This is a genomic window from Parafrankia irregularis, assembly GCF_001536285.1.
GTDB lineage: Bacteria > Actinomycetota > Actinomycetes > Frankiales > Frankiaceae > Parafrankia > Parafrankia irregularis.
Genome location: NZ_FAOZ01000032.1, coordinates 48,215 through 73,203, shown reverse-complemented (window position 1 = coordinate 73,203; position 24,989 = coordinate 48,215). Strand labels below are relative to the sequence as shown.

Annotated in this window: 15 protein-coding genes; 10 read left to right on the top strand and 5 right to left on the bottom strand. The window is 71.0% G+C overall.

Annotation, left to right across the window (positions count from 1 at the left end):
• Nucleotides 1-389 precede the first annotated feature (389 nt).
• Both AWX74_RS31640 and AWX74_RS31635 read left to right on the top strand, forming a co-directional pair.
• Complete coding sequence (locus tag AWX74_RS31640; protein WP_091284251.1) at nucleotides 390-2,918, top strand: ATP-binding cassette domain-containing protein; 2,529 nt, start codon at nucleotides 390-392, stop codon at nucleotides 2,916-2,918.
• A 345-nt stretch (nucleotides 2,919-3,263) separates the two neighbouring features.
• On the top strand, nucleotides 3,264-4,085 hold the full coding sequence (locus tag AWX74_RS31635; protein WP_091284249.1) for a hypothetical protein: 822 nt from the start codon (nucleotides 3,264-3,266) through the stop codon (nucleotides 4,083-4,085).
• Here the strand turns inward: AWX74_RS31635 and AWX74_RS31630 are convergent.
• The 3 genes from AWX74_RS31630 to AWX74_RS31620 form a co-directional block, all read right to left on the bottom strand.
• Entirely contained in the window at nucleotides 4,003-6,183 is a 2,181-nt protein-coding gene (locus AWX74_RS31630; protein ID WP_091284247.1) for a protein kinase domain-containing protein, read from the bottom strand. The genes AWX74_RS31635 and AWX74_RS31630 overlap by 83 nt on opposite strands.
• A gap of 401 nt (nucleotides 6,184-6,584) precedes the next feature.
• On the bottom strand, nucleotides 6,585-8,765 hold the full coding sequence (locus AWX74_RS31625; protein ID WP_226932150.1) for a DUF6461 domain-containing protein: 2,181 nt from the start codon (nucleotides 8,763-8,765) through the stop codon (nucleotides 6,585-6,587).
• Between the two features lie 1,097 nt (nucleotides 8,766-9,862).
• Nucleotides 9,863-11,074 (bottom strand): acyl-CoA dehydrogenase family protein, encoded by a 1,212-nt coding sequence (locus AWX74_RS31620; RefSeq protein ID WP_091284243.1) that lies wholly within the window; start codon nucleotides 11,072-11,074, stop codon nucleotides 9,863-9,865.
• A 187-nt stretch (nucleotides 11,075-11,261) separates the two neighbouring features.
• Between AWX74_RS31620 and AWX74_RS31615 the strand changes: the two genes are divergently transcribed.
• From AWX74_RS31615 to AWX74_RS31605, 3 genes are all read left to right on the top strand, one after another.
• Nucleotides 11,262-12,221, top strand: a complete 960-nt coding sequence (locus AWX74_RS31615; RefSeq protein ID WP_207550461.1) for an alpha/beta fold hydrolase — start codon at nucleotides 11,262-11,264, stop codon at nucleotides 12,219-12,221.
• 119 nt (nucleotides 12,222-12,340) lie between these two features.
• Complete coding sequence (locus AWX74_RS31610) at nucleotides 12,341-13,009, top strand: hypothetical protein (protein WP_054564517.1); 669 nt, start codon at nucleotides 12,341-12,343, stop codon at nucleotides 13,007-13,009.
• A gap of 337 nt (nucleotides 13,010-13,346) precedes the next feature.
• Complete coding sequence (locus AWX74_RS31605; RefSeq protein ID WP_091284241.1) at nucleotides 13,347-15,959, top strand: HelD family protein; 2,613 nt, start codon at nucleotides 13,347-13,349, stop codon at nucleotides 15,957-15,959.
• On the opposite strand, the gene AWX74_RS31600 is transcribed toward AWX74_RS31605, so the two are convergent.
• Complete coding sequence (locus AWX74_RS31600) at nucleotides 15,928-18,255, bottom strand: ABC transporter ATP-binding protein (protein ID WP_091284239.1); 2,328 nt, start codon at nucleotides 18,253-18,255, stop codon at nucleotides 15,928-15,930. The two genes, AWX74_RS31605 and AWX74_RS31600, sit on opposite strands and share 32 nt — an antisense overlap.
• Before the next feature lie 363 nt (nucleotides 18,256-18,618).
• Here AWX74_RS31600 and AWX74_RS31595 point away from each other — a divergent pair, with 363 nt between their 5' ends.
• The 5 genes from AWX74_RS31595 to AWX74_RS31575 all read left to right on the top strand — a co-directional run bounded on the left by AWX74_RS31595 (nucleotide 18,619) and on the right by AWX74_RS31575 (nucleotide 23,658).
• Nucleotides 18,619-19,899 carry an ABC transporter substrate-binding protein gene (locus AWX74_RS31595; RefSeq protein ID WP_091284237.1) on the top strand — a complete coding sequence of 427 codons (1,281 nt, stop codon included), beginning with the start codon at nucleotides 18,619-18,621 and terminating at the stop codon, nucleotides 19,897-19,899.
• Between the two features lie 476 nt (nucleotides 19,900-20,375).
• Nucleotides 20,376-20,975, top strand: coding sequence for a molybdopterin-dependent oxidoreductase (locus AWX74_RS31590; RefSeq protein ID WP_091284235.1), 600 nt, complete (start codon nucleotides 20,376-20,378; stop codon nucleotides 20,973-20,975).
• On the top strand, nucleotides 20,945-21,736 hold the full coding sequence (locus tag AWX74_RS31585) for a ferredoxin reductase (RefSeq protein ID WP_091284233.1): 792 nt from the start codon (nucleotides 20,945-20,947) through the stop codon (nucleotides 21,734-21,736). Before AWX74_RS31590 ends, AWX74_RS31585 begins: the two co-directional genes overlap by 31 nt.
• A gap of 115 nt (nucleotides 21,737-21,851) precedes the next feature.
• Nucleotides 21,852-22,931 (top strand): acetamidase/formamidase family protein, encoded by a 1,080-nt coding sequence (locus tag AWX74_RS31580; RefSeq protein WP_091284231.1) that lies wholly within the window; start codon nucleotides 21,852-21,854, stop codon nucleotides 22,929-22,931.
• 265 nt (nucleotides 22,932-23,196) lie between these two features.
• On the top strand, nucleotides 23,197-23,658 hold the full coding sequence (locus AWX74_RS31575; RefSeq protein WP_091284229.1) for a DUF3592 domain-containing protein: 462 nt from the start codon (nucleotides 23,197-23,199) through the stop codon (nucleotides 23,656-23,658).
• 38 nt (nucleotides 23,659-23,696) lie between these two features.
• Here the strand turns inward: AWX74_RS31575 and AWX74_RS31570 are convergent, their stop codons facing one another.
• Nucleotides 23,697-24,905: an acyl-CoA dehydrogenase family protein gene (locus AWX74_RS31570; RefSeq protein ID WP_091284227.1), complete on the bottom strand. Its 1,209-nt coding sequence runs from the start codon at nucleotides 24,903-24,905 to the stop codon at nucleotides 23,697-23,699.
• Nucleotides 24,906-24,989 lie beyond the last annotated feature (84 nt).

Here is a 24,989-nt window from a genome sequence, read left to right as displayed (position 1 = left end):
CGACAGTTCCCAGCAGGCATTGTCGGTGGCGCGCGGAGCGGCCCGCCTCGTCGGTGGCCGTGCCTGACTTGCCACACCCGGTCACGGATCCGGTGCCGGCAGGATAGGAAAGGCTCCGGGCGTGAACGAACGACGTGAGGAAGGTTAGAGGTGTCGACCCCAGAATCGGCTGAGGCGGTCCGCTCGACGGTGTCCGCGTCACCCGGGCTGGATCAAGGTCGGTGCGCAACGCTACGATCTGCGACATCCCGCAAGATCGGTCAAGGTAGTGAGGATCCATCGGTGGTGGCACCGTTGCCCGTCCTGTTCGGAGACCGATCCGGACGACGTGCTGAAGAGGGTTTCGGCGGGGCATCCCGGCCTGCGTCCCGTCGCGAAGGGGGAGAGACGTGCAGACGACGTATCTGAGAGTCGTCACCGAGGCCGGTGCCGCCACTGTGCCTGCAGGTGAGCCGTTCATCATCGGCCGGGCCCGTACCGCGGACTACGTCATCGCGGACAGTCGCGTCTCCCGCCGGCATCTCCTGGTCGAGCAGACGGGCGCGGGCTGGTCCGTCCGCGACATCAGCTCCAACGGCACCTGGGTGGACGGGCAGCGGATGCCCGAGTCGGTGAGCGTCCAGGGCGAGGTCCGGTTCAGGCTGGGCACGCCCAGCGGCCCCGAGGTCGTCGTCATGCCCGAGTTCCCGGCCGGTCGCGGCGGGTACGGCGAGAGCGACTACGACCCGGGCGCCTACGAGATGGAGACCATGCTCCCGGGCTCCAGCAACTACCAGCCGCCGCGGCCCACCGCGCCGACCCGAGGCCAGGGTGGCGGGCGTGGGCAGTCGGCTCAGGTGGGGCAGGGCGTACCGGCCGGCCGCGGCAGCGCCCCGCAGCAGGGCTACGACCCGGCGCAGACCCCGTCCGGCTCCACGAGCCTCGACCAGGAGCACGAGCGGCGGACCACCTACCGGCTGCGCCCGGGAACGATGACGATGGGCCGCGCCCGCGACAACGACATCGTCATCACCGACCTGCTCGCGTCACGGCGGCACGCCGAGCTCTACATCGGCCGCTCCGGCCTGCAGATCGCCGACCTCGAGTCCGCGAACGGTGTCTTCGTCAACGGCCGTCGTATCAACCGGGCGAACGTGAACCAGGGCGACGTGATCGCCGTCGGCCACCACGTCTTCCAGCTCGAAGGCGACCTGCTCGTCGAGTACCTCGACTCCGGTGACGTCAGCTTCGAGGTCGACGCCCTCAACGTCTGGGCCGGCGAGAAGCAGCTCATGCACGACATGACCTTCAAGCTTCCCGGGCGTGCGCTGCTCGGCGTTGTCGGCCCGTCGGGTGCCGGCAAGTCGACGCTGCTCAACGCGCTGACCGGGTTCCGTCCCGCGGACAAGGGCAACGTCCGCTACGCCGGCCGGGACATGTACTCCGAGTACGACGAGCTGCGCCGCCGGATCGGCTACGTGCCGCAGGAGGACCTCCTGCACACCTCGCTGACCGTCCGCAAGGCGCTCGAGTTCGGTGCGGAGCTGCGGTTCCCGCCCGACACGACGAAGGCCGAGCGCCGTCAGCGCGTCGACGAGGTGCTCGCCGAGCTGGGGCTGACCCACCACGCGAACACCCAGGTCTCGCGGCTCTCCGGTGGCCAGCGCAAGCGGACCTCGGTGGCCCTGGAGCTCCTGACCAAGCCGACCCTGCTCTACCTGGACGAGCCGACGTCCGGCCTCGACCCGGGCATGGACAAGAACGTCATGGAGTCGCTGCGCAAGCTGGCGGACGACGGCCGAACGGTCATCGTCGTCACGCACAGCGTCGCCCAGCTCGACCTCTGCGACTACGTCCTGGTCCTGGCGCCCGGCGGCTACGTGGCCTACTTCGGCCCGCCGGCGGACGCGCTGCCCTTCTTCCAGGCCAGGGACTACCCCGACGTCTTCCTCACGCTGGAGGCGACCCCGGGGGCCGAGTCCGCGGCCCGCTTCCGCCAGTCGCGGTGGTACGTGCCGGCGTCGGTCACCGCTCCCTCCGCGCGGCCCGCGCCGGAGGACCTGCCGTCGATCCGGCAACAGTCAGTGGTGTCCCAGCTTGTCACGTTGAGCAGACGAATGATGGCCGTCGTCGCCTCCGACAAGTCGTACCTCCGATTGATCATCGCGTTCCCGTTCCTGCTGGGAGCCATTCCCAGAGCGATTCCCGGGGACCTGGTGTTCATATCCGACACCGAGCCCAACAGAGACGCACCCACCGTGCTGTTGGTTCTGACTCTCTGTGCCTGTTTCATGGGTATGTCGAACTCGGTGCGAGAGATCGTCAAGGAGAGACCCATCTATCGCCGAGAACGGGCGATCGGTCTGTCCAGAACGGCCTACATCGGTTCGAAGATCGTGGTGCTGATCCTCATCACCACCCTGCAGGCCGCGGTGTTCACGACAATCGGTCTCGCCGGCCGGAAGATGGGCGACGGCCTGTTCGGCTTCCCGTTCTTCGAGGCGATGGTCGCCGTGATCGCGCTGTCACTGGCTTCCGCCATGCTCGGTCTGGTCATCTCGGCGCTGGTCGACAACGCGGACAAGACGATGCCGCTGCTGGTGCTCATCACGATGGCCCAGCTGGTGTTCTCCGGCGGTCTGGTGCCCGCGGAGGGAACGGCCGGCCTGGAGCAGGCCAGCTGGATCGCGCCCGCGCGATGGGGATTCGCGGGGCTGTCCTCGGTGATCGACCTGAACAAGATCTCCGGCTTCGGAGGCCCGCTGAACCCGGACTTTCCGGCCGACCCGCTCTACAGGTTCACGACCACCCAGTTCGCGATCGACATGGGGGGCGCGCTCGCTGTCGGCGTCGTCTGCGTAGTGGTCACCTCCCTGCTCGTCCGCAGGATGGACCCGAAGACCAACAAGCGCCGTCCGGCCGCCGCTCCCACGCGCTGACGCGGGCGCACCCGCGGCGGGCCGCCGGCCCGCGGTGTCCGCGGGGCACACAGCAACGAATTCGAAGGGGCGACGCTCACCCGGCACCATGCGGGCGGGCGTCGCCCCTTCGGCGTTCCCGCTCCCGGGCGGCGGGCAGACGGCGTCGGTGGCCGATAGTTGGTAGCCGGTGCCCGGCGAGCCGGTCGCCGGTCCGCCGGTCCGCCGGTCGCTGGTCCGCCGACGTCCGCTGCTCCGGCGAGCCGTGCGGTCGCGGGCCCGGTGGATAAGCCGGTTCCACTTTCGTTCGTCCACAGCGGCCGGCGTCGGCCGCCCGGCCGCTGCTCGGCGCCGCAGACTCGGCCCATGCCCGATGCCTATGCACACGTCGTCGCCCTCGCCCGCCGGCAGGACGACATGGTCACCCGGTGCGAGGCCCGGCGGCTCGGCATGTCCGACGCCGCGATCGCCTCGCGCCGGCGCACGGGTGGCTGGTGGGCTCCGATCCGGGGAACCCTGCTCGTCCCGCCCGTGCGCGATCGGGTGCGTGCGTATGCCCGAGCCGCACTGGCCGCCGCGGGCGGCGTGGTCTGCCTACTGACCGCGGCCCGGCTGCACGGCGTCCCCGGCCTACCGCCGTGGCAGGCCGCGGAGCCGGTGGATGTCGCGTTCGAGGATCCCGCGGTTGCGGTGCGGCGCCGACGCGGCTGCCGCCGCCACCTCATGACGCTGGCCCCGCCAGAGGTGACAGATCTGGGCGGTATCACCGTCACAGCGGTGCACCGCACCCTGCAGGACGTCGTCCTGTGGCTGGATCGAGCGATCGCCGTGCCGATGCTGCGGGCGGTGCTTCGCCACGGCTGGCTGCGGGAAGCCGGCGGGCACCCACCTCGGGCCGCCGTGCCGGTGGGGGAGAGTCGGCCGGGAGCCGAACCCTCCCCTCACTTCGTCGCTCTCAAGGACGCTGTCCTGCGGCGACACGACAGTGGCGCCGGGCCGGGTGGGGGTCCGGAGTTCTGGCGGCTGGTCCAAGCCGGCATGGCCGAGCCCGGCGACGCCGGCCGGGCCGATCAGGTGCATCGGCCCGGCCGTGGCGATGGCGAGATCAGCCGGTCGACCAGCGGACGTGGAAGCTCGGAACGGTCGTCAGCTGACGATCCGGCGTGGTCGTGTCAGCCGGGTCCGTGAGGAAGATCCTGCGGGGCGCACCACCCCGCTCGCCGGTGAACACCAGCCACTTGCCGTCGGGGGAGTAGGCGGGGTCCTGGTCCTGCCCCTTCTCAGCGGTGACCCGGGTGACGTGGGAGCCGTCGGTGTTCATCTGGTAGATCTCAAGATCCCCGTCCTTCTCCTGGCGGCTGAAGGCGATCCGCTGGCCGTCCTGGGAGAACGTCGGGTCGGCATCACGATTGCCCTGCCCCTTCGTCAGCGGTGTCGGGGTGGAGGTGGGCGTGGCCAGGATCGTGACGATGAAGCCCCGGTCGCTTTCCGACTCGGAGGCCCAGTAGGCGATGCGCTCGCCGCTCGGTGACCAGGCCGGGTCGGTCGCTTGCTGGGCGGTGTTGAGTCGGAAGACCTTGCCGTCGTCGAGCCTGGCTACGTACAGCCCGGCGTCCGGCAGGCCGTCCGCGTTGGTCGTCGACCTGACGACCACGAACTTCCCATCGGGAGAAAGAGACGGCCGGGCGTCGTCGGCGATGGTCAGGTTCTCGGCCGCACCGCTGGTGAACAGCTTGACGGGGTCCTGCGAACCGTCCGCTGCCACCGCGTACAGGGCGTTCTCGGTCTCGGATTCCTCGCGGAAGAAGACGACCGTCCGGCGGTCCCTGCTGATCGAGGGCAGCAGCTCGTCCTGGGACGCGGTCGTGATCTTCTTGACGCCGGTGAGCTCGCCCTGGTCCGGCAGCCGGCCGGTGTACAGGTCGTAGTTTCCGCTGTCCTTGGTGGCGAAGACCATCGTCTCGGTATCGAGCGGAACCTTCGCCTGCGGCAGGGCGAACTTCTGTGGCGGTGCGCTGCTGCTGCCGGCGACGGTCGTCGTGTCGTCCTTCTTGTCGCCGCCGGTCTGCGTGATCAGGATGGCGGCGACCGCCACCACGACCGCGGCCGCGGCGCCGCCGACGGCGATCGCGGTGCGGCGCCTGCCGCCCGTGGGCGATCCGCCGACCCGGGTCCGCGACTGGGTCGGAGTATCCACGGTCTCGGTGCCGGCCCCGGGGCCCGTTCCAGCCCCGACTCCGGCGCCGCTGGCGAGGGCGGTGACGGCGGTGCGGTCATCGGGAGTCTGCGCGCCGGCCGTGGCGTGCCGGCCCGTGCCTGCCCGCGGGTCGGTCGTCGGCGACCGGGGCGTCGGTGTGGCGCCGAGCGCGGCACCGGCGGCGGCCTGAAGGTCCCAGCCTTCGAGAACGTGCGTGACCTGGCTCGGGTCGACAGTGGCGTCCGGGTCCGCGGCGGAGTCACCGAGCAGGCGGAGCATCAGCTGCTGCGCGGAGGGCCGGCCCGCCGGATCCTTGCGCATCGCCTGCCAGACGATGGGACGCAGCGCCGGGTCGATGCCGTCGAGCTGGGGATCGTCATTCAGCGCCCGGTAGAGCAGCACCTGGGAGGTGCCCTCCCCGAACGGGTAACGGCCGGTCGCGGCGAAGGTGACCAGGCCACCCCAGGCCCAGATGTCGACGGCCGGGGTGACCGCCCCGCCCTGGATCTGCTCCGGGGACATGAAGGCGGGCGTCCCGAGCTGCTGGAGGTCGCCGGTGATGCTCGTTGCGGCGTCGAGGGCGCGCGCGATGCCGAAGTCGATGACGCGGGGGCCGAACGGGGAGAGCACCACGTTCGACGGCTTGAGGTCGCGGTGCACGATGCCGGCGCGGTGGATCGCGGTGAGTGCCGCGGCGACACCGACCGCGAGCTGCTCGAGGTTGGCGGCGGCCAGCGGGCCGTTGCGGGTGATGAACCGGGCCAGCGTCTCGCCTTCGATGAACTCGGTGACGAGGTACGGCTGCGGGGCGTGCGGCTCGGCCTCGAGCACCTCCGCGGTGCAGACCCGGGCGACCTTGCGCGCGGTCTCCGCCTCCGACCAGAAGCGGGCACGGAACTCGGGGTTGTCCGCCACGTCGGCACGAATCACCTTGATCGCGACGAGTCGGCCCTGCTGCGACCGGCCCAGGTAGACCGTGCCCATTCCGCCCTGGCCGAGCTTGCCGAGCAGCTGGTAGGAACCCAGCTGGCGAGGGTCGCCACTGCCGAGCGGAGTGGTGCGGGCGGTCACGCCGGCATCCGATGACATCGAATTCACCCTCACCTGTGGCGGCGGGGTTCGGTGCCTCACCGCAGGAGGGCCGCCGCCGCGTTCCGGTTCCTGATCCTGCCGTAAACAATGCCACCACAAGCGGCCGCCGTACCGTTCCGGCGGAATCCGGAAAGGAAACCGCCGGGAACAGGCAACACTGTATGCGGGCGCGGTGATGGCGGTGCGCCGACCCCGCTGTCCGGAAGCTGTCTGCGCCCAGCCGTTCCTCCGCGAGCAGACTGGCTCTTTTTGCGCTCCTGCCGGTGTGGGGCGATGCCGGCAGGAGCGCGTCGCCGGCCTGCGCGGTGCTGGAGTGCATGGTGCTGGAGTGCATGGTGCTGGCCAGCACCGTGCCGGCGCGCGGTGCTGACGGCGAGCCTCTGGCGGATGTCGGGGCGTTACGACCGGATGAGGTAGGCGCGGTCGGCTTCTTCGATGCGGGTGAGGTCGGCCGGTCGGACCTGGTATCCGGTGAAGCGTGCGACGGCGGCCAAGCCCTTGGCGGCCCCGTCACGGTAGTCGGCCAGATCCAGGTCGGCGAGATAGGGCGCTGCGGCGGCGGGGACCGGGCCGTCGTGGGGAAGCTCCAGCGTGGCGAGCAGCTCGCCGCCCTCGGCGAGGTTGAGCCGTCGGACCGTGTTGATGTTCCAGAAGATGCTGGCCGCGCGGCCCTGCGCAGACAGCGGGCGCAGCACCTCGGCGGCGCTGCCCATGAAGCCGTTGTCCTCGACGGCGAGCACGGCGCCGTCCACGGCGAGGAAGGACACCGAGAACCGGTGGCCGGCCTGGTCCCGGGCCGACTGCAGGGTCGTGGCCGACTGCGGGTCGGCCTGGAACGCACGCACCACGTCATCGAGACCCAGGCCGGTGATCACGGTGATCGTGGCGGCCTCGCTCAGGCCGCTTCGCCCGATCCAGGAGTAGCTCTTCTCCGGCCGTGGCGGGGTCGCCGGCTCCTGCTCCCCGCGAAGCCGGTAACCGAGGCGGTCGGTCCGCTTGTGCATGATCGGGGCGGTGGCTGGCGCAGCCCACACCGTCAGCAGATATGACTCGGTGCGGCTTACGATGTATCCGCCGGCTGGCGCCAGTGCCTGCGTCGCGGCAACGTCACCGTCCACCGCCCCCGCGTCCACCGCCCCCGCCGCCTCCACCGCGTCGTCCCGGCCCGTTGCGTGTACCCGTAGCCGGTACTCGCCGGGCCAGGGGGGCGTCTGCTGCGCGAGGCCGCCCGGCTCCACCGGCGCCCCGGGCTGTGCCGGGCCCAGCACCGAGGCCGCGCCGGCCGCTGCGGTCCAGCTCACGTCGACGACCTCGTCCCACCCGACGAGCTCGACCTGCTCCGGTGGACCCGCGAGGACCTTGATGGTCACGTGGACGACCGCGGCGGCGGAACCGGCCCGGATGACAGCGCCGCCAGGGACCACCTGAACCAGGCCGTTGCCGGCGAAGGCACCGTCGCCGGGAACCGCCGCCACCGGAAAGGCGCCCTCGAACAGGCCGAAGCAGTGCCCGGCCAGCTGGACCTGCCCGTGCGCCGTGCGTGGCAGCAGATACTCGGCGCGCCGCCTGGCGAGTGCCGCCTGCGCGTAGGCGGGCGGCATCGGTGTGTTGGTCAGCAGTTCGACCGCCGCGCCCAGCCCGACACCGATCACCGCCGCTGCGTCGATTCCGACGCCGGGCACGGCCAGCTCGCGCAGCACCACGGCGGCGGCCGCCACCCCGAGGGCGAGATGGGCCGCACCATGCCGCGCCGCCACCGCCGCCTCGGCAGCGGCCGCGTCCCGGGTCGGCATGGTTGGTCCGTCGGATGCGGATGCGGATGCGGGTGCGGGTGCCTCGGGCGTGGGTGCGGGTGCGTCGGGTGCGGCGGTCAGCAGCGGTGCGATCTGAGGATGCCCGGCCAGTGCCCAGGTCAGGTCCGCCACCAGCGTGGTCGCGCCGCGACGGATCTGATCGAGAGTGATGACGGCCCGGCCCGCCTCATCGTCCTCGCCGACATAGACACCGGCGTAGAGAACCGAGCCCGACGGCGGAGGCGGCAGGAGCCCGGCCACCCCGGTCGGGGCGCCCGCGGTGGGGAGGACGTCGACGGCCAGCTCCAGCGCGCCGAGCAGACGGTTGACGAGTGGTGACCCGAGCGCGCGCAGAGCCCGCAGGACAGGCGACTCTGCGGGGCCTGCCGGCCACGGCGGCACGAATACCTCTGGCCCAGGCACACGCACCCCCGACCCGGGAACACGCGGGGTGGGCGCGGGTCGCGGCGGCATCGGCCCGCGCTGGCCCACCTGAACGCCGAGCGGCCATTGCCGTGGCGGCGGTGCCCCGGCCCGCCGCGATCCAGGCCGGATGCCGGCCTCGATCGCCTGCACACGGAGGCGCCCGAGCTTCGCGGCCGGCCCGAGTGGTACCCGCCCGGCGAGATCTGGCAGCACCGCCGCGACGGCCAACGCGAGAGCGCCCAGCACCGGCGCCGGAGCCTGCATCCGATCGGCGGCCGAGGCAGGGCCGCTGCCTAGGGGCAGGGGCCTGCGGGTCGCCCAGTACTGAGCAGGGTTCGGAGGGCCAGCGAAGGCCGCCATGTCCGTCACTGCATCGCTCCCGATCGTCGTCATCTGTAGCGGCCGGCGACCATCGACTGCTCCTGGTGGTCGGGCCGTTCCCCGATGGCGTGAACGTAGCGGGCGCCACCGACAATTCGTCGCTGCGCGGACGGATGCCGCTTCGATGGCCGGTTCCCGGGCCCGCAGGCTTCGGCGCACCAGACGCGGAAGAACATGGGAGGCAGCGAACCTGAACGAGACGGCCTGAACGAGACGGCCTGAGTCGGCCGGGGATGACACGACCGCGGTCACCAGCGGCGCTGGGGCTGGTGCTTCGCGGTCGGTCGCGGTCGGACCGCCGACGCGGCAGGTGCCCCCGAACACCCTCCCCGTCCCGCATCGGCGGTCCGACAAGTCTGATCCAAGACGGAACTGTGCCGTCGAACCTCGTAGCTTGCCGGTTTTTGTCCATCTCGCGGGGAAAATTGTTCTGCGACGACTGGTGCGGCGAGTGACGCCTCTGTCGCGGCCTCCGAGGTGCCATCGTGGATGACTGATGGATCTTTCGTCGGTCAGGTGTTGTGTGCGGGTGTCGCGCCCGGTGGTCGTGATGCTCCGGGTCGAGACGGTCTCATTCTTGAGGTCACCCGGGTTGCCTTTGGCCGTCGAATCTCTGGGGAATCTTCAGGAATCGTATAAATTTTCTCGTGTGGAGATATTATTTCGATAGGGTGTCCGGTTGTGGATGGCCCCGTCGGGCCTCGGGTCGCTGCCCCGTCCGGATGTCCGGGGCTCGGGACGGCGGTTCGAGGGGCTGAGGGCGTTCGTCGTCCCAGAGTCCGTCGTCGACTGGCGGCGGGGAGCTCTGACGATCGCTGAGGGGATTCCGTGCCGCCGCACCGCTCCGTAAATTTGTAGCAAAAGGCGCGAAAGGGGTGCGGGGCGAGGTAGTGATCGGCAAAAGGTGAGGATTTTGGTCGTTCACGTAACCAAAATCCTCAATGCCTGCCCACCGGCATGTCGGCCAACGCGAAGCTCGTGATCTTGTGGCGGACTCCCCGGCGATCAGAGCCCTCGGAGCTTGTCCAGCGGCAGCGCCGGTCGCGGTGGTTGGGACGCGCCGGCCGGAGGAAGGGTCAGGACAGGCGCATTCCGGAGATCGCTCGGGCGACCACGAGCCGTTGAATTTCCGACGTGCCCTCGAAAATGGTGTAAATTTTTGCGTCTCGATACATTCTTTCGACGGGGTGTTCGCGGCTGTAGCCGGCTCCGCCGAGGATCTGGACGGCCTTCTCAGTCGCCCATACCGCGACCTCGCCGGCCTTCAGCTTCGACATCGAGCCCTCGCCGGCCGTGAACTCGCGTTCGTTGCGCCCCATCCAGGCCGCGCGCCAGATCAGCAGCCGTGCGGCGTCGATCTCCATCCGCATGTCGGCGAGCGCGAACGACACGGCCTGGTTGGTGATGATCGGGCGCCCGAACTGCTCGCGGCCGCGGGCGTAGTCGAGTGCGTACTCGTAGGCGGCGCGGGCGATGCCCACCGCCTGGGCGCCGACCGTGGGGCGGCTTATCTCGAAGGTCGCCAGCGCGGTCTGCCCCGCCGAACCGGTGCCCTCCCTGGCGCGGGCGAGCCGCTCGTCCAGCTTCTCCTTGCCGCCGAGCAGGCAGCGCCCCGGGACGCGGACGTCGTCCAGGAAGACGTCGGCGGTGTGGGAGGCGCGCAGCCCCAGCTTCTTGATCTTCCGAGTGGAGCTGAGGCCGGGAGTGCCCGGGGGGACCACGAACGACGCCTGGCCGCGTGCCCGCAGCGCCGGGTCCACCGAGGCGACGACGACGTGCACGTTGGCGATGCCGCCGTTGGTGATCCACGCCTTCTGGCCGTTCAGGACCCATTCGTCGGTGGCCTCGTCGTAACGAGCCCGGACCCGCATCGACGAGACGTCGGAGCCGGCGTGGGGCTCGGAGACGCAGTACGCGGCCACCTTCGGATCGGCGGCGTCGCCGAAGCAGGCGGGCACCCACTCACCGACCTGCTCCAGTGTGCCCGAGGAGGCGATCCCGGCGACCGCGAGGGAGGTGCCCATGATGGACATGCCGATGCCCGCGTCGCCCCAGAACAGCTCCTCGGACAGGATCGGCAGGGACAGCCCCGTCGGCTCGAACCAGAGCGTGGACAGCGTGTCGAAGTTGTAGAGGCCGATCTTCGCCGCTTCCTGGATGACCGGCCAGGGAGTCTCCTCCCGTTCGTCCCATTCGGAGGCGGCGGGCCGCACCACTTCCTCGGCGAAGCCATGCACCCACGATCGCAGCTCCGTCTGCTCGTCGGTGAGGTCGAGACTGAAGCTCATGGTGTCCCTCCGTCATCCCGGCCGGCGTTCCGGCGCGCCCCGGATCGACACGTGACGCGCCCCGGATCGACACGTGAAAGGCCCGACAGGTCCTACATTCTCCTTGAACTCCTTGAACCTACCGCCGGGTAGCCTTGGCCGCGATTCCCGGCGACCGAACTGACGGTGACGAGAGCGAGGCGGCAACGTGACGGATGCGCCGGGTACGAACGCGCCGGGTGTCGAGCACCCTGATGCCACCATCGACTACGACGAGTTCGGGCTGCTCCACGAGAACGCGGAGGAGCTGGGCCTTCCGCACCATGGCCGGCCGGACGTCCGCCGCGGTCACCTCGAGATCGAGCCGGGGCGCCGGCTGAGCTACCTGCGGTGGGGCTCGGTCGAACCCGAGGTCGTCTTCCTGCACGGCGGCGGACAGAACGCCCACACCTGGGATTCGGTGGTGCTGGCGCTCGGCCGTCCGGCCGTTGCCTTTGACCTGCCCGGGCACGGGCACTCCTCCTGGCGCCAGGACCGGGACTACGGGCCGTGGGCGAACGCCGACGCGATCGCGGCGGGCATGCTGGCCGTCGCGCCGAAACCCCAGCTCGTCGTCGGGATGTCGCTGGGTGGCGCGACGGCCATCCGCCTGGCGGCAACCCGCCCGCACCTGTGCCCACGGGTGGTGCTCGTGGACGTCACCCCGGAGTCGGCCGCCAGAGTCCAGGCGATGAGCACGACACAGCGTGGCGCGGTGGCGCTGGTCGGCGGCCCGCCAACCTTCGACTCGTTCGAACAGATGGCGCAGGCCGCGATCAGCCTCAGCCCGCACCGCCCGGCGTCGGGCGTGCGCCGCGGGGTACGTCACAACGCCTACCAGCGGCCCGACGGCCGGTGGGCGTGGCGCTACGACCTGGGTAACGCCAGCACAGGAAAGAACAGTCTCCTCGACATGGGGCAGCTGTGGGAGGAGGTGGGCGCGATCACCGCTCCGCTGCTGCTCGTGCGGGGCGGCGAGTCGCCGTTCGTGCACGACGAGGACGTCGAGCGGTTCCGCCGCCACCTGCCGTCGATGCGCACCGTCGTGGTGGCCGGTGCGGGGCATTCGGTACAGAGCGACCGGCCGCACGAGCTCGTCCGGCTGATCGAGGACTTCTGGGCTGGCTGAGACCTCCGGGACGACTGAGACGTCCGGGGCGACTGAGACGTCCGGGCTGGCTCAGGATCGGGGGCACCTGGGCTTGACAGCCGAGCGTCGGCCGGCCTGACGGCGGGTAACCCAGCTTCATGGCTGGAACAGACCCCGAGGTGGTCGTGGGAGAGCTGCTCGCGCGGCACGGCCGCACCTTCGCCGACGAGCTCGGTGTGGACGTCCCCGCCGACACGGCCGAGGCGATGTTCGAGCTGTTGCTCTTCGCTCTGCTGGCGAGCGCGCGGATCCGTACGTCAGTCGCCGTCGACGCCTTCCGGGCGTTGCGCGAGCAGGGCTGGACCACCACGGCTGCCGCGATGAGCGAGACGAGCTGGGCCGACCGGACCCGCGTGCTCAACCAGAGCGGCTACGCGCGCTACGACGAGAGCACCTCGCGCATCCTCGCCGACGCGTGCGGCTATCTGCTGGACACCTACGACGGCGACATCCGGCGCCTGCGGGACGAGGCGGACCACACGCCGGAACGCGAACGGCTGCTGCTCCAGAAGATCAAGGGAATCGGGCCGGTGGGCGCGGACATCTTCCTGCGTGAAGCCCAGGCGGCATGGGACGAACTGGTGCCCTACGCGGATCAACGTGCGTTGCAGTCGGCGGGCGACCTGGGGCTGCCCAGAGACGTCCGGACACTGAGCGCGCTGGTCGAGCGCGAGGACATCCCGCGGCTGGTCGCGGCGCTGGTGCGCACCCGGCTCGAGCACGACGCCGAGGAGGTGCGCAGGCAGGCGGCCTCCCACGGAGGATGAGGCCGGCCGGGCGTCCGGGAGAAAACGTTCATCGTCACGTCTTCCATCCGTCCTCCGCCGGCCGGACGGACGTAGCGTGTGTGGTGGGACGAAAGTCGCGTCCGCGGCCGCGCGTCGATGCCTCGCCCCGCAGTGGTCGATGTGTCGGCGTGTGGGGTGCTGGCCTGGACGGCCGCCTGGCGGCGGTCGGGCCTCCAGGACACGTCCTGGCCGGGGCGTCGTCAGACGGGATGATCAGACGGGATGATCTGAGTGTGGTGGGCTGTACGGGCCCACCATCGGCCATCCGCCGCCCGTTTCGACCTCGGCCAGCCAGCCGTGGGGAAGGAAACACAAGGTGCCGACGACACGTGACGCGGAGCTTGCGCGCGAGCAGGCCTACGTCGACACCCTCTACACGCGCCTCGACGAGATCCGCGAGACTACGCGTGCCCAGCTCAGGCAGGTCCTGATGGAGGCCGGCACCGGTACTCCGCAGTCGATCGTGGAGCGCGACGTGTTTGCCGCGACGCATGCCGACCGGCTTTCGCGGCTCGATGCCGCCGAAGGGCGGCTGTGCTTCGGAGCGATGGACAACGTCGACGGGGGCCGTACCTACATCGGCCGGATCGGGCTTTCCGACCAGGAGCAGGAGCCGATCCTGGTGGACTGGCGTGCTCCTGTCGCGACCGCCTTCTACCAGGCCACGATCGCCGACCCGCGCGGGCTGGTGCGTCGGCGCCATCTGCGGACCCGCGGCCGGCGGGTCACCGGCATCGCGGACGATCCGTTGGACCCGCAGGCGTTCATGGCCGCCGCGAGCGCCGGCGCCGGAACCGGTGCTGGAACCGGCGCTGGAACCGGTGCTGGAGTTGGAGCTGGCGCTGGGGTTGGTGTTGGCAGCGACGTGCCCGAGTCGGGGGACACGATGCTGCTGGAGGCACTTTCCGCGCCCCGCACGGGACGCATGCACGACATCGTCTCGACCCTGCAGGCGGAGCAGGACCGGATCATCCGCGCCGACGCGAACGCGGTGCTGGTCGTCGACGGCGGGCCTGGCACCGGAAAGACCGCGGTGGCTCTGCACCGGGCGGCCTACCTGCTTTACACCCACCGCGACCGGTTGCTGCGTTCCGGTGTGCTCGTGGTCGGCCCCAGCCCTGTCTTCCTGCGGTATATCGAGCAGGTGTTGCCTTCCCTCGGCGAGACCGGGGTGATGTTCGCGACGCCGGCGCGGCTGTTCCCCGGAATCGAGGCGACCGGCGAGGAACCGGTCGCGGTGGCTGTGCTCAAGGGCGACGAGCGGATGGCCGCGGTGATCGCCGGCGCGGTCCGGGACCGGCAGCGAGTCCCCGGCCGCGGGCTTCGGCTGCGCCACGGTGAGTACGAGCTCCAGCTCGATCGGGACACCATCGCCCGGGCCCGGACCAGGGCCCGCCGCAGTCGCCGCCCGCACAACTCCGCCCGTGGGATCTTCCTGCGCGAGCTGCTGAACGTGCTGACGAACCAGGTCGTGACCCAGCTGCCGAAGGGGCTGTTCGACCAGGAGGAGCGCGGCGAGATCCGGTCGGACCTGTGGACGGACCGCGAGGTGCGCCGGGCGCTGAACGACCTGTGGCCGGTGCTCACCCCGGCCCGGCTGCTGGCCGACCTCTATGCCTCGCCCGACCTGCTCGGTCGCGCGGCGGGCACCCATCTCACCGCGGCCGAGCGTGCGTTGCTGCGCCGAGCCAAGGCCGAGGAGGTCCGCTGGACCCCGGCCGACGTTCCGCTGCTCGACGAGGCGGCGGAACTGCTCGGCGACCTCGACGAACAGGCCCGCCGGGCGGAGGAGCGGCGGGTGGAGGCGGAGCGCACGGCGGAGCGCGAGTACGCCCACGGGGTGCTGGAGATGCTCGGCCTGAACGACAGGATCGACGCGGACACGATCGCGCAGCGCTGGACGGCACCGCGGCAGCGCCGTGCCGCCGCCGAGCACGCGAGCGGTGATCGTTCCTGGACCTTCGGGCACCTCATCGTCGATGAGGCGCAGGAGGTCTCGCCGATGCTGTGGCGCCTGCTGTGGCGGCGGTGCCCCGGCCGGACGGCGACCCTCGTGGGCGACCTGGCCCAGGGTGCCCGCCCGGGGGCCCCGACCAGCTGGGGCGAACTGCTGGGGCCGGCGGTGACCCACTACGCCGTTGAGCGGCTCACCGTGAACTACCGCACGCCCAGCGAGATCATGGACGTCGCGGCCGATGTCCTGACCGCCGCCGACCCGGCCGCCGAGGCGCCGCGCTCAGTCCGTTCGGTGGGGCGGCGCCCCCGCGTCGTGCGGATCGCCGTGAGCGCGGGGGAGGTACCGGCTGGGAGTTCCTCGGTAGCGGCGGGTGGTTCGGCGGCCGAGGGCGAGCTTGTGCGCGGCGTGGTCGCGGCCGCCATCGACGCCGCGGCGGAGGTGAGCGGCGGGCGGGTCGCGGTGATCAGCGCACCGGGGCGGGTCGCGGTCCTTCGGGCGGCTCTGCGCGACGCGGCACCGGCGCTTGCGGCACCGGGCCAGCCAGACGAGCCCGAGGCAGACGGGTCGAGCCACGCACGTGCAGGTCGGGCCCGCCCGGAGCTCGACCTGCTGGACGCCCCGGTCGTGGTCCTCACTGTGGCCGATTCCAAGGGGCTGGAGTTCGACGCGGTGGTCCTGGTCGAACCGGCCGAGATCGTGGCTGGGCCGACGCGGGGCCTGGCTGACCTCTATGTGGCGCTGACCCGGGCCACCCGGGCTCTCACCGTGGTGCATGCCGAGGACCTTCCCGAGGTGCTGCACAGTCTGTCGCCCTGCGCCCCAAGCCCAAGCCCAAGCCCGGGGTCGGGGTCGGGGTCGGGCGAGAACAGCGTGGCGACAGCGGCCGCGGCAACTGATCTCGAGCGCGTGGCGCCGGCGGCCGAAGCCGGCGAGGAGACCATCACGGGACGCCAGCTTCATCTGCTCTGGTGACATCGTCGGCGGCCGCGTCCGCATCTCCGCGGATCTGACGGTTGTACAGGCGCGCGTAGGCACCGCCAGCCTGAACGAGATCGACATGGCGGCCCTGCTCGACCACCGAGCCGTCGCCCATGACGTAGATGCGGTCGGCGTCGACGATGGTGGACAGGCGATGTGCGATCACGATGCGGGTGCGCCCGGCCCCCAGCCGGCCCAGTGCCTCCTGGACGGTGTGCTCGGTCGCCGCGTCGAGCTGCGAGGTCGCCTCGTCCAGGATGAGCACGGGTGGGTCGGCTATGAGCACACGGGCGAGGGCCAGCCGTTGGCGTTCACCGCCGGAGAGCTGGTAGCCCCGAGCCCCGACCTTCGTGGCGATGCCCCTGGGCAGCCGGGTCAGCAGCGGACCGAGGCCTGCGTCGGTGACGGCCGCGGTGATCTCCTCGTCGCTCGCGCCCAGCTGCCCGTAGCGGACGTTCGCGGCGATGGTGTCGTTGAACAGATACGGATCCTGGGGAACGACGCCGATGGTCGCGCGGAGCTCGCCCCAGCTGAGTTCCGCGAAGTCGGCACCGTCGCGCAGCAATCGCCCCCGGTCGGGCAGATGCACTCCGGACAGCAGGTAGCCGAGGGTTGTCTTGCCGGCACCGCTCGCTCCGACAACCGCCGTCTTCTCACCCGCGCGAGCGGTCAGGTGCAGATCACGAAGCGCCCACCGGACCTCGTCGCCGGCCGGCTCCGCTGTCTCGGCATCCGCCTCGTCCTCATCCTCGACGTACCACCACCGACGCCGCACGTCTCGCCCCGCCGCGGACCAGGCGTTCTGACGGCCACCGAGATAGCGGAACCACACCCCGTCGACGGTGATCTCCGGTGCCTGCATGGCCGGGCCGGCGGGATCGGAATCGCGTGGTGCCGGGCTCCGGCCTCCCGCACCCGGCATCGCGACTGGATCCGCCATCGCGCCTGGACCCGGCATCGCGCCTGGACCCGGCACGGGTGATCGGCCTGGTACGGCCCGCTGCTCGCCGAGCGGCGTTCGCACCCGCGGCGTGGTCGTGGCTCGCGGGGCCGGAACCACGGGGCCACCCACAGCCGCACCCGAACCCGAACCGGCCGCTGGAGGGCCGACGGCCCGCCTGCCCGGGGCCGCCGGGTCGGCGCGCGGCCTGGAACGGGCAGGGACGACCGGGCTGCCGCCGGTGGTAGTGGTGGTCGGCAGATTCCGCAGGTCAGGTCGCAGATCGAGCAGGCCGAAGATCCGGTCGAACGCCACGCCGGCCTCGATGAGATCGGCACGGCTCTCGGCCAGACCGGTGACCGGGCGGTAGGCGAACAACAGCGCGCTCGCGAAGGCGACCAGGGTGCCGACGGTCGTGCGGTCGGTGCTGACGAGCCAGATCCCGACGCTCATGACCGCGACGATGGCCGAGGCCGCACCGCCGGAGGACATGAGCTGTGCCTTGGCGGACACCCTGATCCGCTCCAGGGCGACCTGGCTGGTCTGCGCGGCGATGCCGGCAAGGCGGTCGGACTCGTACAGGCTCCGGCCGAACAGCCGCACGTGCAGTGCCCCCGACACCCCCGTCGTGTCGGTGATCACCGCGAAATGCGCTGACCGCAGCTTGATGTGCTCTCGGGTGAGTTCGCGACCTCGCCGCCGGCCGAGCGTCATCAGCCCGAAGACCAACGGCGAAAGACACACGGCGACCACAGCGAGGCGCCATTCGAGCACCGCGATGCTGACCAGCCCGACCACCGCGGTCACCGCCGCGCTGATCGCACGCGGAACCGACAGCGACACCGCGCTGCGTACCTCCGCGATGTCGGCCCCGAAGAGGGTGAGCACGTCACCGTGCCGTTGGCCCGGAAAGAAGGAGAACGGGAGACGGAGCAGGTGGTCATGAACAGCGACGGTGGCCCGCATCGAGACCCGCTCGCCCACGCCCGCGCCGACCAGGGTCGAGGCCGCGCCCAGGGCGGCCTGGAGGAGAAAGGCAAGCAGCAGCAACGCGACCTGCCCGACGAGTGCCGACCTGCCCTGCGCGGAGCCGTCCTCCAGCAGGCCGTCGTCGACGACGGTGCGCAGGACGAAGGGCGCGACGGCCATCGACAACGCACCGACCAGGTCGAGCCCGACGATGGCGAGCAGCCGGCCGCCCTGGTCGTCGAAGAAGCGGACTCCGCGCCGGGCGCTGTGACTGGCGGTGAGGCGGGCCAACAACAGTGCCATCAGACGTGGTGCCAGGGGCACGCCGCGGGATTCCTCGCCGCGACCACCGGTGGGCGCCGGTGAGGTTCGGCTGTTCATCGCCGCTGCCCTCCTACCTGCCGTGGCCGACGGCGCGGACTGCCGCAAACGACATGATCACTCCTTGGGAGATCCAGTCGATCAGCTCTCGGAGATCGTCCCCCGCGGGTGCGACAGAAATCGGCGGTAGCGCGACGGCGACTACGAGCGGACACATCCCACGCGGAGCCTTGCCGAAGGGTTGCGTCATATATGGCCTGATAGTGGAAGTTCACAGATAACACGGATTGGCGCAAGGCGGTGACGTTGGTGGGTCACTGTGGTGCTGTGCGTACCAGACCTGGGACGAACCGTGCCGAAGTCTCGGCCGCTGTGACGGCCGGGTCCGGACCATGCGGTCCGCCGCCGCGAGCGCGTGACCGGATGCCGCGAGTCCGCGGCCGGGTGCTGCGAGCGCGCGGCCGCGGGGCGCGGGCGGTGCTGGCCGCGCTGCTCGCCGCGGTCCTGGGCGGCTCCGCCGCATCGTGCGTTCTCGGCGCGAGCAGCGCGCAGCCTCCGTCGCCGAGTGGCACGGGAGCCGCCTGCCCGGGCACCCCGGGCGTGACCGCGGACGAGGTGCGGGTGGGGCTGCTGTATCCCGACTCCGGCAACGCGGCCTCGCTGTTCGCTCCGTTCCGGGCCGGCGTGGAGGCCCGTCTCGGCGTGGCGAACAGCGCCGGCGGTGTCCATGGGCGCCGTGTCACCTACCTGCGCCAGGACGACGGTTCACAGCCTGCCACGAACCGCGCGGCCGCCCGGACGCTCGTCGAGCAGCGTCAGGTCTTCGGGATCATGGAGTCGACCACGGCTTCCGCGGGCTCCGCCGAGTACCTGCACAGCAAGGGTGTCCCGGTCACGGGGACCTCGCTCGACCCGGCCTGGACCGTCTACGACAACATGTTCAGCTATTCGAACATGATCGCGGACGGTAGCTCCGTCTCCACCTGGGGGGACTTCGTCGCGGAGCAGGGCGGCCGGACGGCGCTGATCGTGGTGACGAGCCTTTCCGCCGCGTCCGGCGAGTTCGCCGAGGAGCTGAGAGCGAGTCTGGAGATCGCGGGCGTGCGGGTCGTCGGCACCGTCGACGCGACCGGCCCCATCAACCTTCGCGCGATCGGGGACCAGGTGCGCGACAGCGGGGCCGACACCCTGGTGGGCGCGGTGACCGGCGCGGCGTTCGGCCAGGTCGTGCTGGGAGCCCACGCCGCCGGGGCGAAGCTGCGGGTGATCCTCACGCCGTCCGGCTACGACCAGAGCATGCTCAAGCTCTTCGGGACGATCCTGGCCGGGGTCAATCTCTTCGTGGATTACCAGCCGTTCGAGCTGGAGCTGCCCGGTCATCGGGCTTTCCTCGAGGCGATGGCCCGCTACGCGCCTTACCTGCCGACGGCGAACCAGCAGGCGGCGCTGTCCGGGTGGATCACGGCCGACATGTTTCTCCGTGGTCTCTCAGCGGCTGGCCCGTGCCCGACCCGGCAGCGCTTCGTCGAGGGTCTGCGTGCTGTGCGTGACTATTCCGCGGATGGCCTGCTGCCCGAACCGATCGATTTCGCCACGTCGTTTGGCGAGCTCGGGCGCTGCTACACCTTCATGCGGGTGAGTTCGGACGGCACTCGGTTCGAGGTGCTGCGGCCGGCGCCGCGCTGTGGGACGCTCAGGAGCTGATTTCTGCGTCGCGTATCGACTATCAGAATCAAACGGCGGCCTTCGTAGGACCTACAGAAGGTCGACCGGGGACCTTCGTCCTGGGACTAACGTCCTAAGGTAGTGGGATCGCACCTGTCCGTCATTGCCGATGCGCCCTCGGTGATGAAAAGATCGAGACGTCGCCCGGGGACCCCCCGACCCCGGGCGACGCGACGGGTCTCATCCCGATCAGTAACCGGCTCGCGAGCGGTGACCGGCAGCCGACACGCCCCGCGCCGCGGCCCGGTCGGATCAGAGGGCGCCAACCTCATCAGAGGGCCGGCAAGGCTGGCGACAACGTCACAGTGGCTGAGCGGCACAGTGGCCTGAACGGCACAGTGGGTTGAACAGCACAGTGGCCTGAGCGGCACAGTGGTCTGAGTGTCGCGGTGGCCCGCGTGACAACGCCACAGTGGCCCGAGCTCGGGTGCGGGTTGCGTGATAGGAGTCCTGAGGTGGGAATCGTGTCTCCGGGCTTTCAGGGCCGACCTCGCTCCGCCGGGGCGGTGCTGCCTCCCGGCCAGTACATTGCCGAGGACTTTCCCGTGCTGTCCGCCGGGCCCACCCCCCGGGTCGAGCAGGCTCACTGGGAGTTCACCATCACGACGGAGGCCGGCGTCGAGCACCGCTGGGACTGGGCCGCCTTCCTGCGGCTGCCCAGCCAGTCGCCGACGGTGGACATCCACTGTGTGACCCAGTGGACGAAGCTCGGCACCACCTGGGAGGGCGTCAGCCTCGACACTCTGCTCGGCGGCGTGGAGACGGCCGCGGAGTACGCGCTGGTGCACTCGTACGGTGGGTACACCACCAACCTTCCGCTCGCCGATCTCCTCGACGGGCAGGCCTGGGTGGTGCACCGCTACGACGGCGCCCCGCTGGCACCCGAGCACGGCGGCCCGGCGCGACTGCTCGTGCCACACCTGTACTTCTGGAAATCGGCGAAGTGGGTGCGCGGCATCCGCCTGCTGGATCGGGACGAGCAGGGCTTCTGGGAGCTCGCCGGATACCATGATCGAGGTGATCCGTGGCTGGAGCAGCGCTACCAGGGCGACTGAGCGAGCGCCTCGCCTGGCGGGTCGCCCGCCTCGTGGCCGTCCGGGCGGAGACCGACACCGCCCGCACCCTCGTGCTGGAGGTGCCCGGGTGGCCGGGGCATCTCGCGGGCCAACGGGTGGATCTGCGCCTCACCGCCGCCGACGGCTACAGCACCCGTCGCAGCTACTCGCTGGCCGCACCGGCTGACGGTGATCGCCTGGAGCTGACGGTGCAGCGGGTACCGGGTGGCGAGGTCTCCCCGTACCTGACGGAGACCTACTCCATCGGTGACCCGGTGGAGCTGCGTGGGCCGATCGGTGGCTGGTTCGTCTGGCGGCCCACCGACACCGCGCCGGTGCTGCTGGTGGCGGGCGGCTCAGGCCTGGTGCCGCTGATGGCCATGGTGCGGGCGCGCCGCGCCGCCGGCAGCAGGAGCCCGTTCCGCCTGGTCTGCTCCGTCCGCACACCGAGCGATCTCTACTACGCTGCCGAGTTGCGCGCGGGGGCGAGCCGTGATCCCGGGCTGGACGTGACCATCGCCTACACCAGGGCTGTCCCCGAGCACTGGACGTCGCCGCCGCGCCGCCTGCGCGTCGAGGATCTGGCGGCGGCCGGCTGGCCACCGGAGTTCGAGCCGACCTGCTATGTGTGCGGCCCGACCGGCTTCGTCGAGGCGGTCGCTGACGCACTGGTCGAGATCGGCCACGCATCCGAACGGATCCGAACCGAACGTTTCGGGCCGAGTGGTTCGAGCGCCGGGGCCGTGCCCTCCAAGGTGTGAGACGGGGCGCTCATATGGGACGTGACGTGCGGTTTCCTGGTGGGATTGGGTGGATCGACCGTGGTCGGTAAGCCTGTGCTCCGAGCCCGGACGAGCTACTAGGGAGCGCGTCATCATGTCCGTACTGCAGTGTGGGACCGGGGAGTGGCCGGGGCAGCACTACCTGCCTTCGTCGCCGAAGACGGTCACCTGGGGCCGCCTGCCCACCGCGGCGACCGAGCCGGTGCTGCAGATGGCCTCCGGTGCCACGATCACCGTCGACACCGTGTCCCATGAGGGTCTGATGGAGGATCAGGGCCGGGACCCGAAGGCCTTCTGGGCGGGTCATGATGTGGCCGGCGACGCCGTGCTCCAGGACGCGATCGACATCGCCAGGGAGGTCGAGCACTACCGCGGTCTGGACGGCCCGCACGTGGTGACCGGGCCGGTTCACATCGAGGGAGCACGGCCCGGCGACGTCCTCAAGGTCGAGTACCTGCAGCTGATCCCGCGGGTTCCCTACGGGCTCGTCTCCAGCCGGCACGGCCGGGGCGCGCTGCCCGGTGAGCTGCCCATCGACGACGACGGCGTCCTCACCGACCGCTACAGCCAGTTCTGCGATGTGGACGTGGCGGCCGGCCGGGCGGTGATGCGGTACGGCGCGGGGCGGCAGATCTCCTTCCCCATCGCGCCGTTCATGGGCCTCACCGGCGTCACCCCGGTGGGGGAGAAGGCGCTCAACACGGTTCCGCCCGGCCCGTTCGGCGGCAACCTCGATGTTCGCGACCTCGTCACCGGAACAGCCCTTTACCTGCCGGTCCAGGTCCCGGGCGCGGGCTTCTACACCGGGGATCCGCATTTCGCCCAGGGGCACGGGGAGGTCTCCCTGACGGCCCTGGAGGCATCGCTGCGGACCACCGTGCGCCTCACCGTGCTGACCGGTGACGAGGCGGCACCGTTCGGCGCGGGGGTGAGCGGGCCGTTCGGTGAGACGCCCGAGCACTGGATCGCCGTCGGCCTGCACACCGACCTGGACGAGGCAATGCGGCTGGCGGTTCGGGAGGCGCTGCGGGTGCTCAGCCAGGTTCGGGACGTGCCGGTGATGGTCGCCTACAGCTATCTTTCCGCCGCCGCCGACTTCATGGTGAGCCAGGTGGTCGACGACGTGAAGGGCGTGCACTGCCTGATCCGCAAGCGCGACTTCCCCGCCTGGTAACCGCCGCCGCGCCGGATCGGGCCCGCCACGTGGTGGGTGCGAAGAGCGGCGTCCGACAGCTGTCTCCCGGCCGACTGCCCAACACCTGACGCCCAGACACCGGTTACGGCCTCCGGACCGGGAGCATCATCGGGAATGAGCCCTTTTCGTCGTCGGCTCGGGACCCCGGTGCCCCTGACCATGCGCCGTGAGATGGGAAGGGCTCAATATGGAGTTTTTTGGAAGTCCGCCGGGGGGCGTTCTCTCGATTCTTTTCGGGATTGCGGTGCTCGTCGCGACGTCCAGGGCGTTCCGCCTTTACTTCGAGATGCGGCGGCTGCGCCGCCGGGGTTTTGTCGCGGAGGCGCTGGTCGTCGGAGTCGATATCGAGCGGGATACCGATTCCGTCGCCTGCACCCCGTGGGTGAGCTTCGTGACCGGCGCCGGTGAGCGGCGGGTGGTGAAGGCCTGTAGTTCAGTGGGCCGGGAGCTTGCCGTCGGCAGCCTCGTGACGGTGGTCTACCGGCCCGGCGACCCTTCGCACGCGGCGGTCCCGGACCGGCGCGACCTGCTGCTCGTCGCGGCCACGTCGCCGCTCGCCGTCGGGCTGGGGCTGGTTCTGATCGGCACGGGTCTCATGGGTCTGGGAGATGCCGTCGGGCTGCCGGTCCCCGAGCTGTCCTTCCTCGACCCGCCCGACGACCTCGACGCACCGCCGATTCTCACCGTCCTGCCCGCGTCGTACTGACAACTGCTGGCACAGCTGCTGGCGAGCGATGACTCCCGCTAGATCTCGAGCTCGTCGGCCAGCAGGCCCCGGTGATGCACCGGGTCGCCGAACAGCAGCTCCGAGGTCTTCGCCCGCTTGAAGTACAGATGCGCCGGATGCTCCCAGGTGAAGCCGATGCCGCCGTGGATCTGGATGTTCTCCGCGGCGGCCGAGAAGTACGCCTCGCCGACGTAGGCCTTCGCCATCGCCGCGGCGCGGGCCAGCAAACGGGCGTCACCGGACGCGGCGACCTGCGCCGCGTGGTACGCGGCCGACCGGGAGCCTTCGACCGCGACCAGCATGTCGGCGCAGCTGTGTTTCACGGCCTGGAAGCTTCCGATCGGCCGGCCGAACTGGACGCGCTCGCGGGCGTGCCGCACGGCCTGTGCCAGGACGGCCCTGGCACCGCCGGCGCTTTCGTTCGCCAACGCCACGCAGGCGAGCCGCAGCACTCGGGTCAGCAGTGGCCCGGCGTCCCCTTCGGCTCCGATCAGCCGGGCCGGTGTCCCGCTGAACGTCAGATCGGCCTGTTTGCGGGTCAGATCCATCACCGGCAGCGGTGACCGGACCAGCCCCGGCGCGTCACCGCTGACGGCGAAGAGCGACAGGCCCCCGTCGGCCCAGGCGGTGACCAGGAGGAGGTCGGCCACCGCGCCGTCGAGAACGAAATGCCTGGTCCCGCGCAGTGTGTAGGCACCGTCGCCGGAACCGGAACGGGTGGCGACGATCAGCGGCTCGCCGTGCCCCACCGCCCCCTCGGCTCCCGCGCTACCTGCGACCCCGGTGGTACCGCCGCCTGCCGTCGGTGCCGGTGCCGGTGCGGTGTCCACGCGCCCGGTCGGGCCGGCGAAGGCGAGTGTGCCGATGGACGAGCCGTCGACGAGCCCGGGGAGCAGCTCCGCGCGGGCGGCCGGGTCAGCCGCGTCCATCAGGGCGCCGGTCGCGAGCACCGCGGAGGCGAGGTACGGCGCACACAGCAGGAACGCGCCCATCTCCTCCAGAACGATCCCGAGCTCGACGAATCCCGAGCCGGAGCCGCCGTACTCCTCGGGCACGTGCAGCCCCTGCAGCCCGAGCTGCTCGGCCATCTGGCGCCAGACCGCCGGGTCGTAGCCGTCGGCGGTCTCCATCAGGCGACGGACCTCGGACTCGGGCGAGGTGCGTTCGAGGAAGGACCGCACGGTGCGGCGCAGTTCCTCCTGCTCGTCGGAGAACACGAGGCCCACGGTGCTCCTCCACAGGTCTGATGAGTTCGTCGGGTCGGGTCGGGTCGGGGTTCGGTCGGGGCTCGGTGTCGGGCGCGGGTCGGC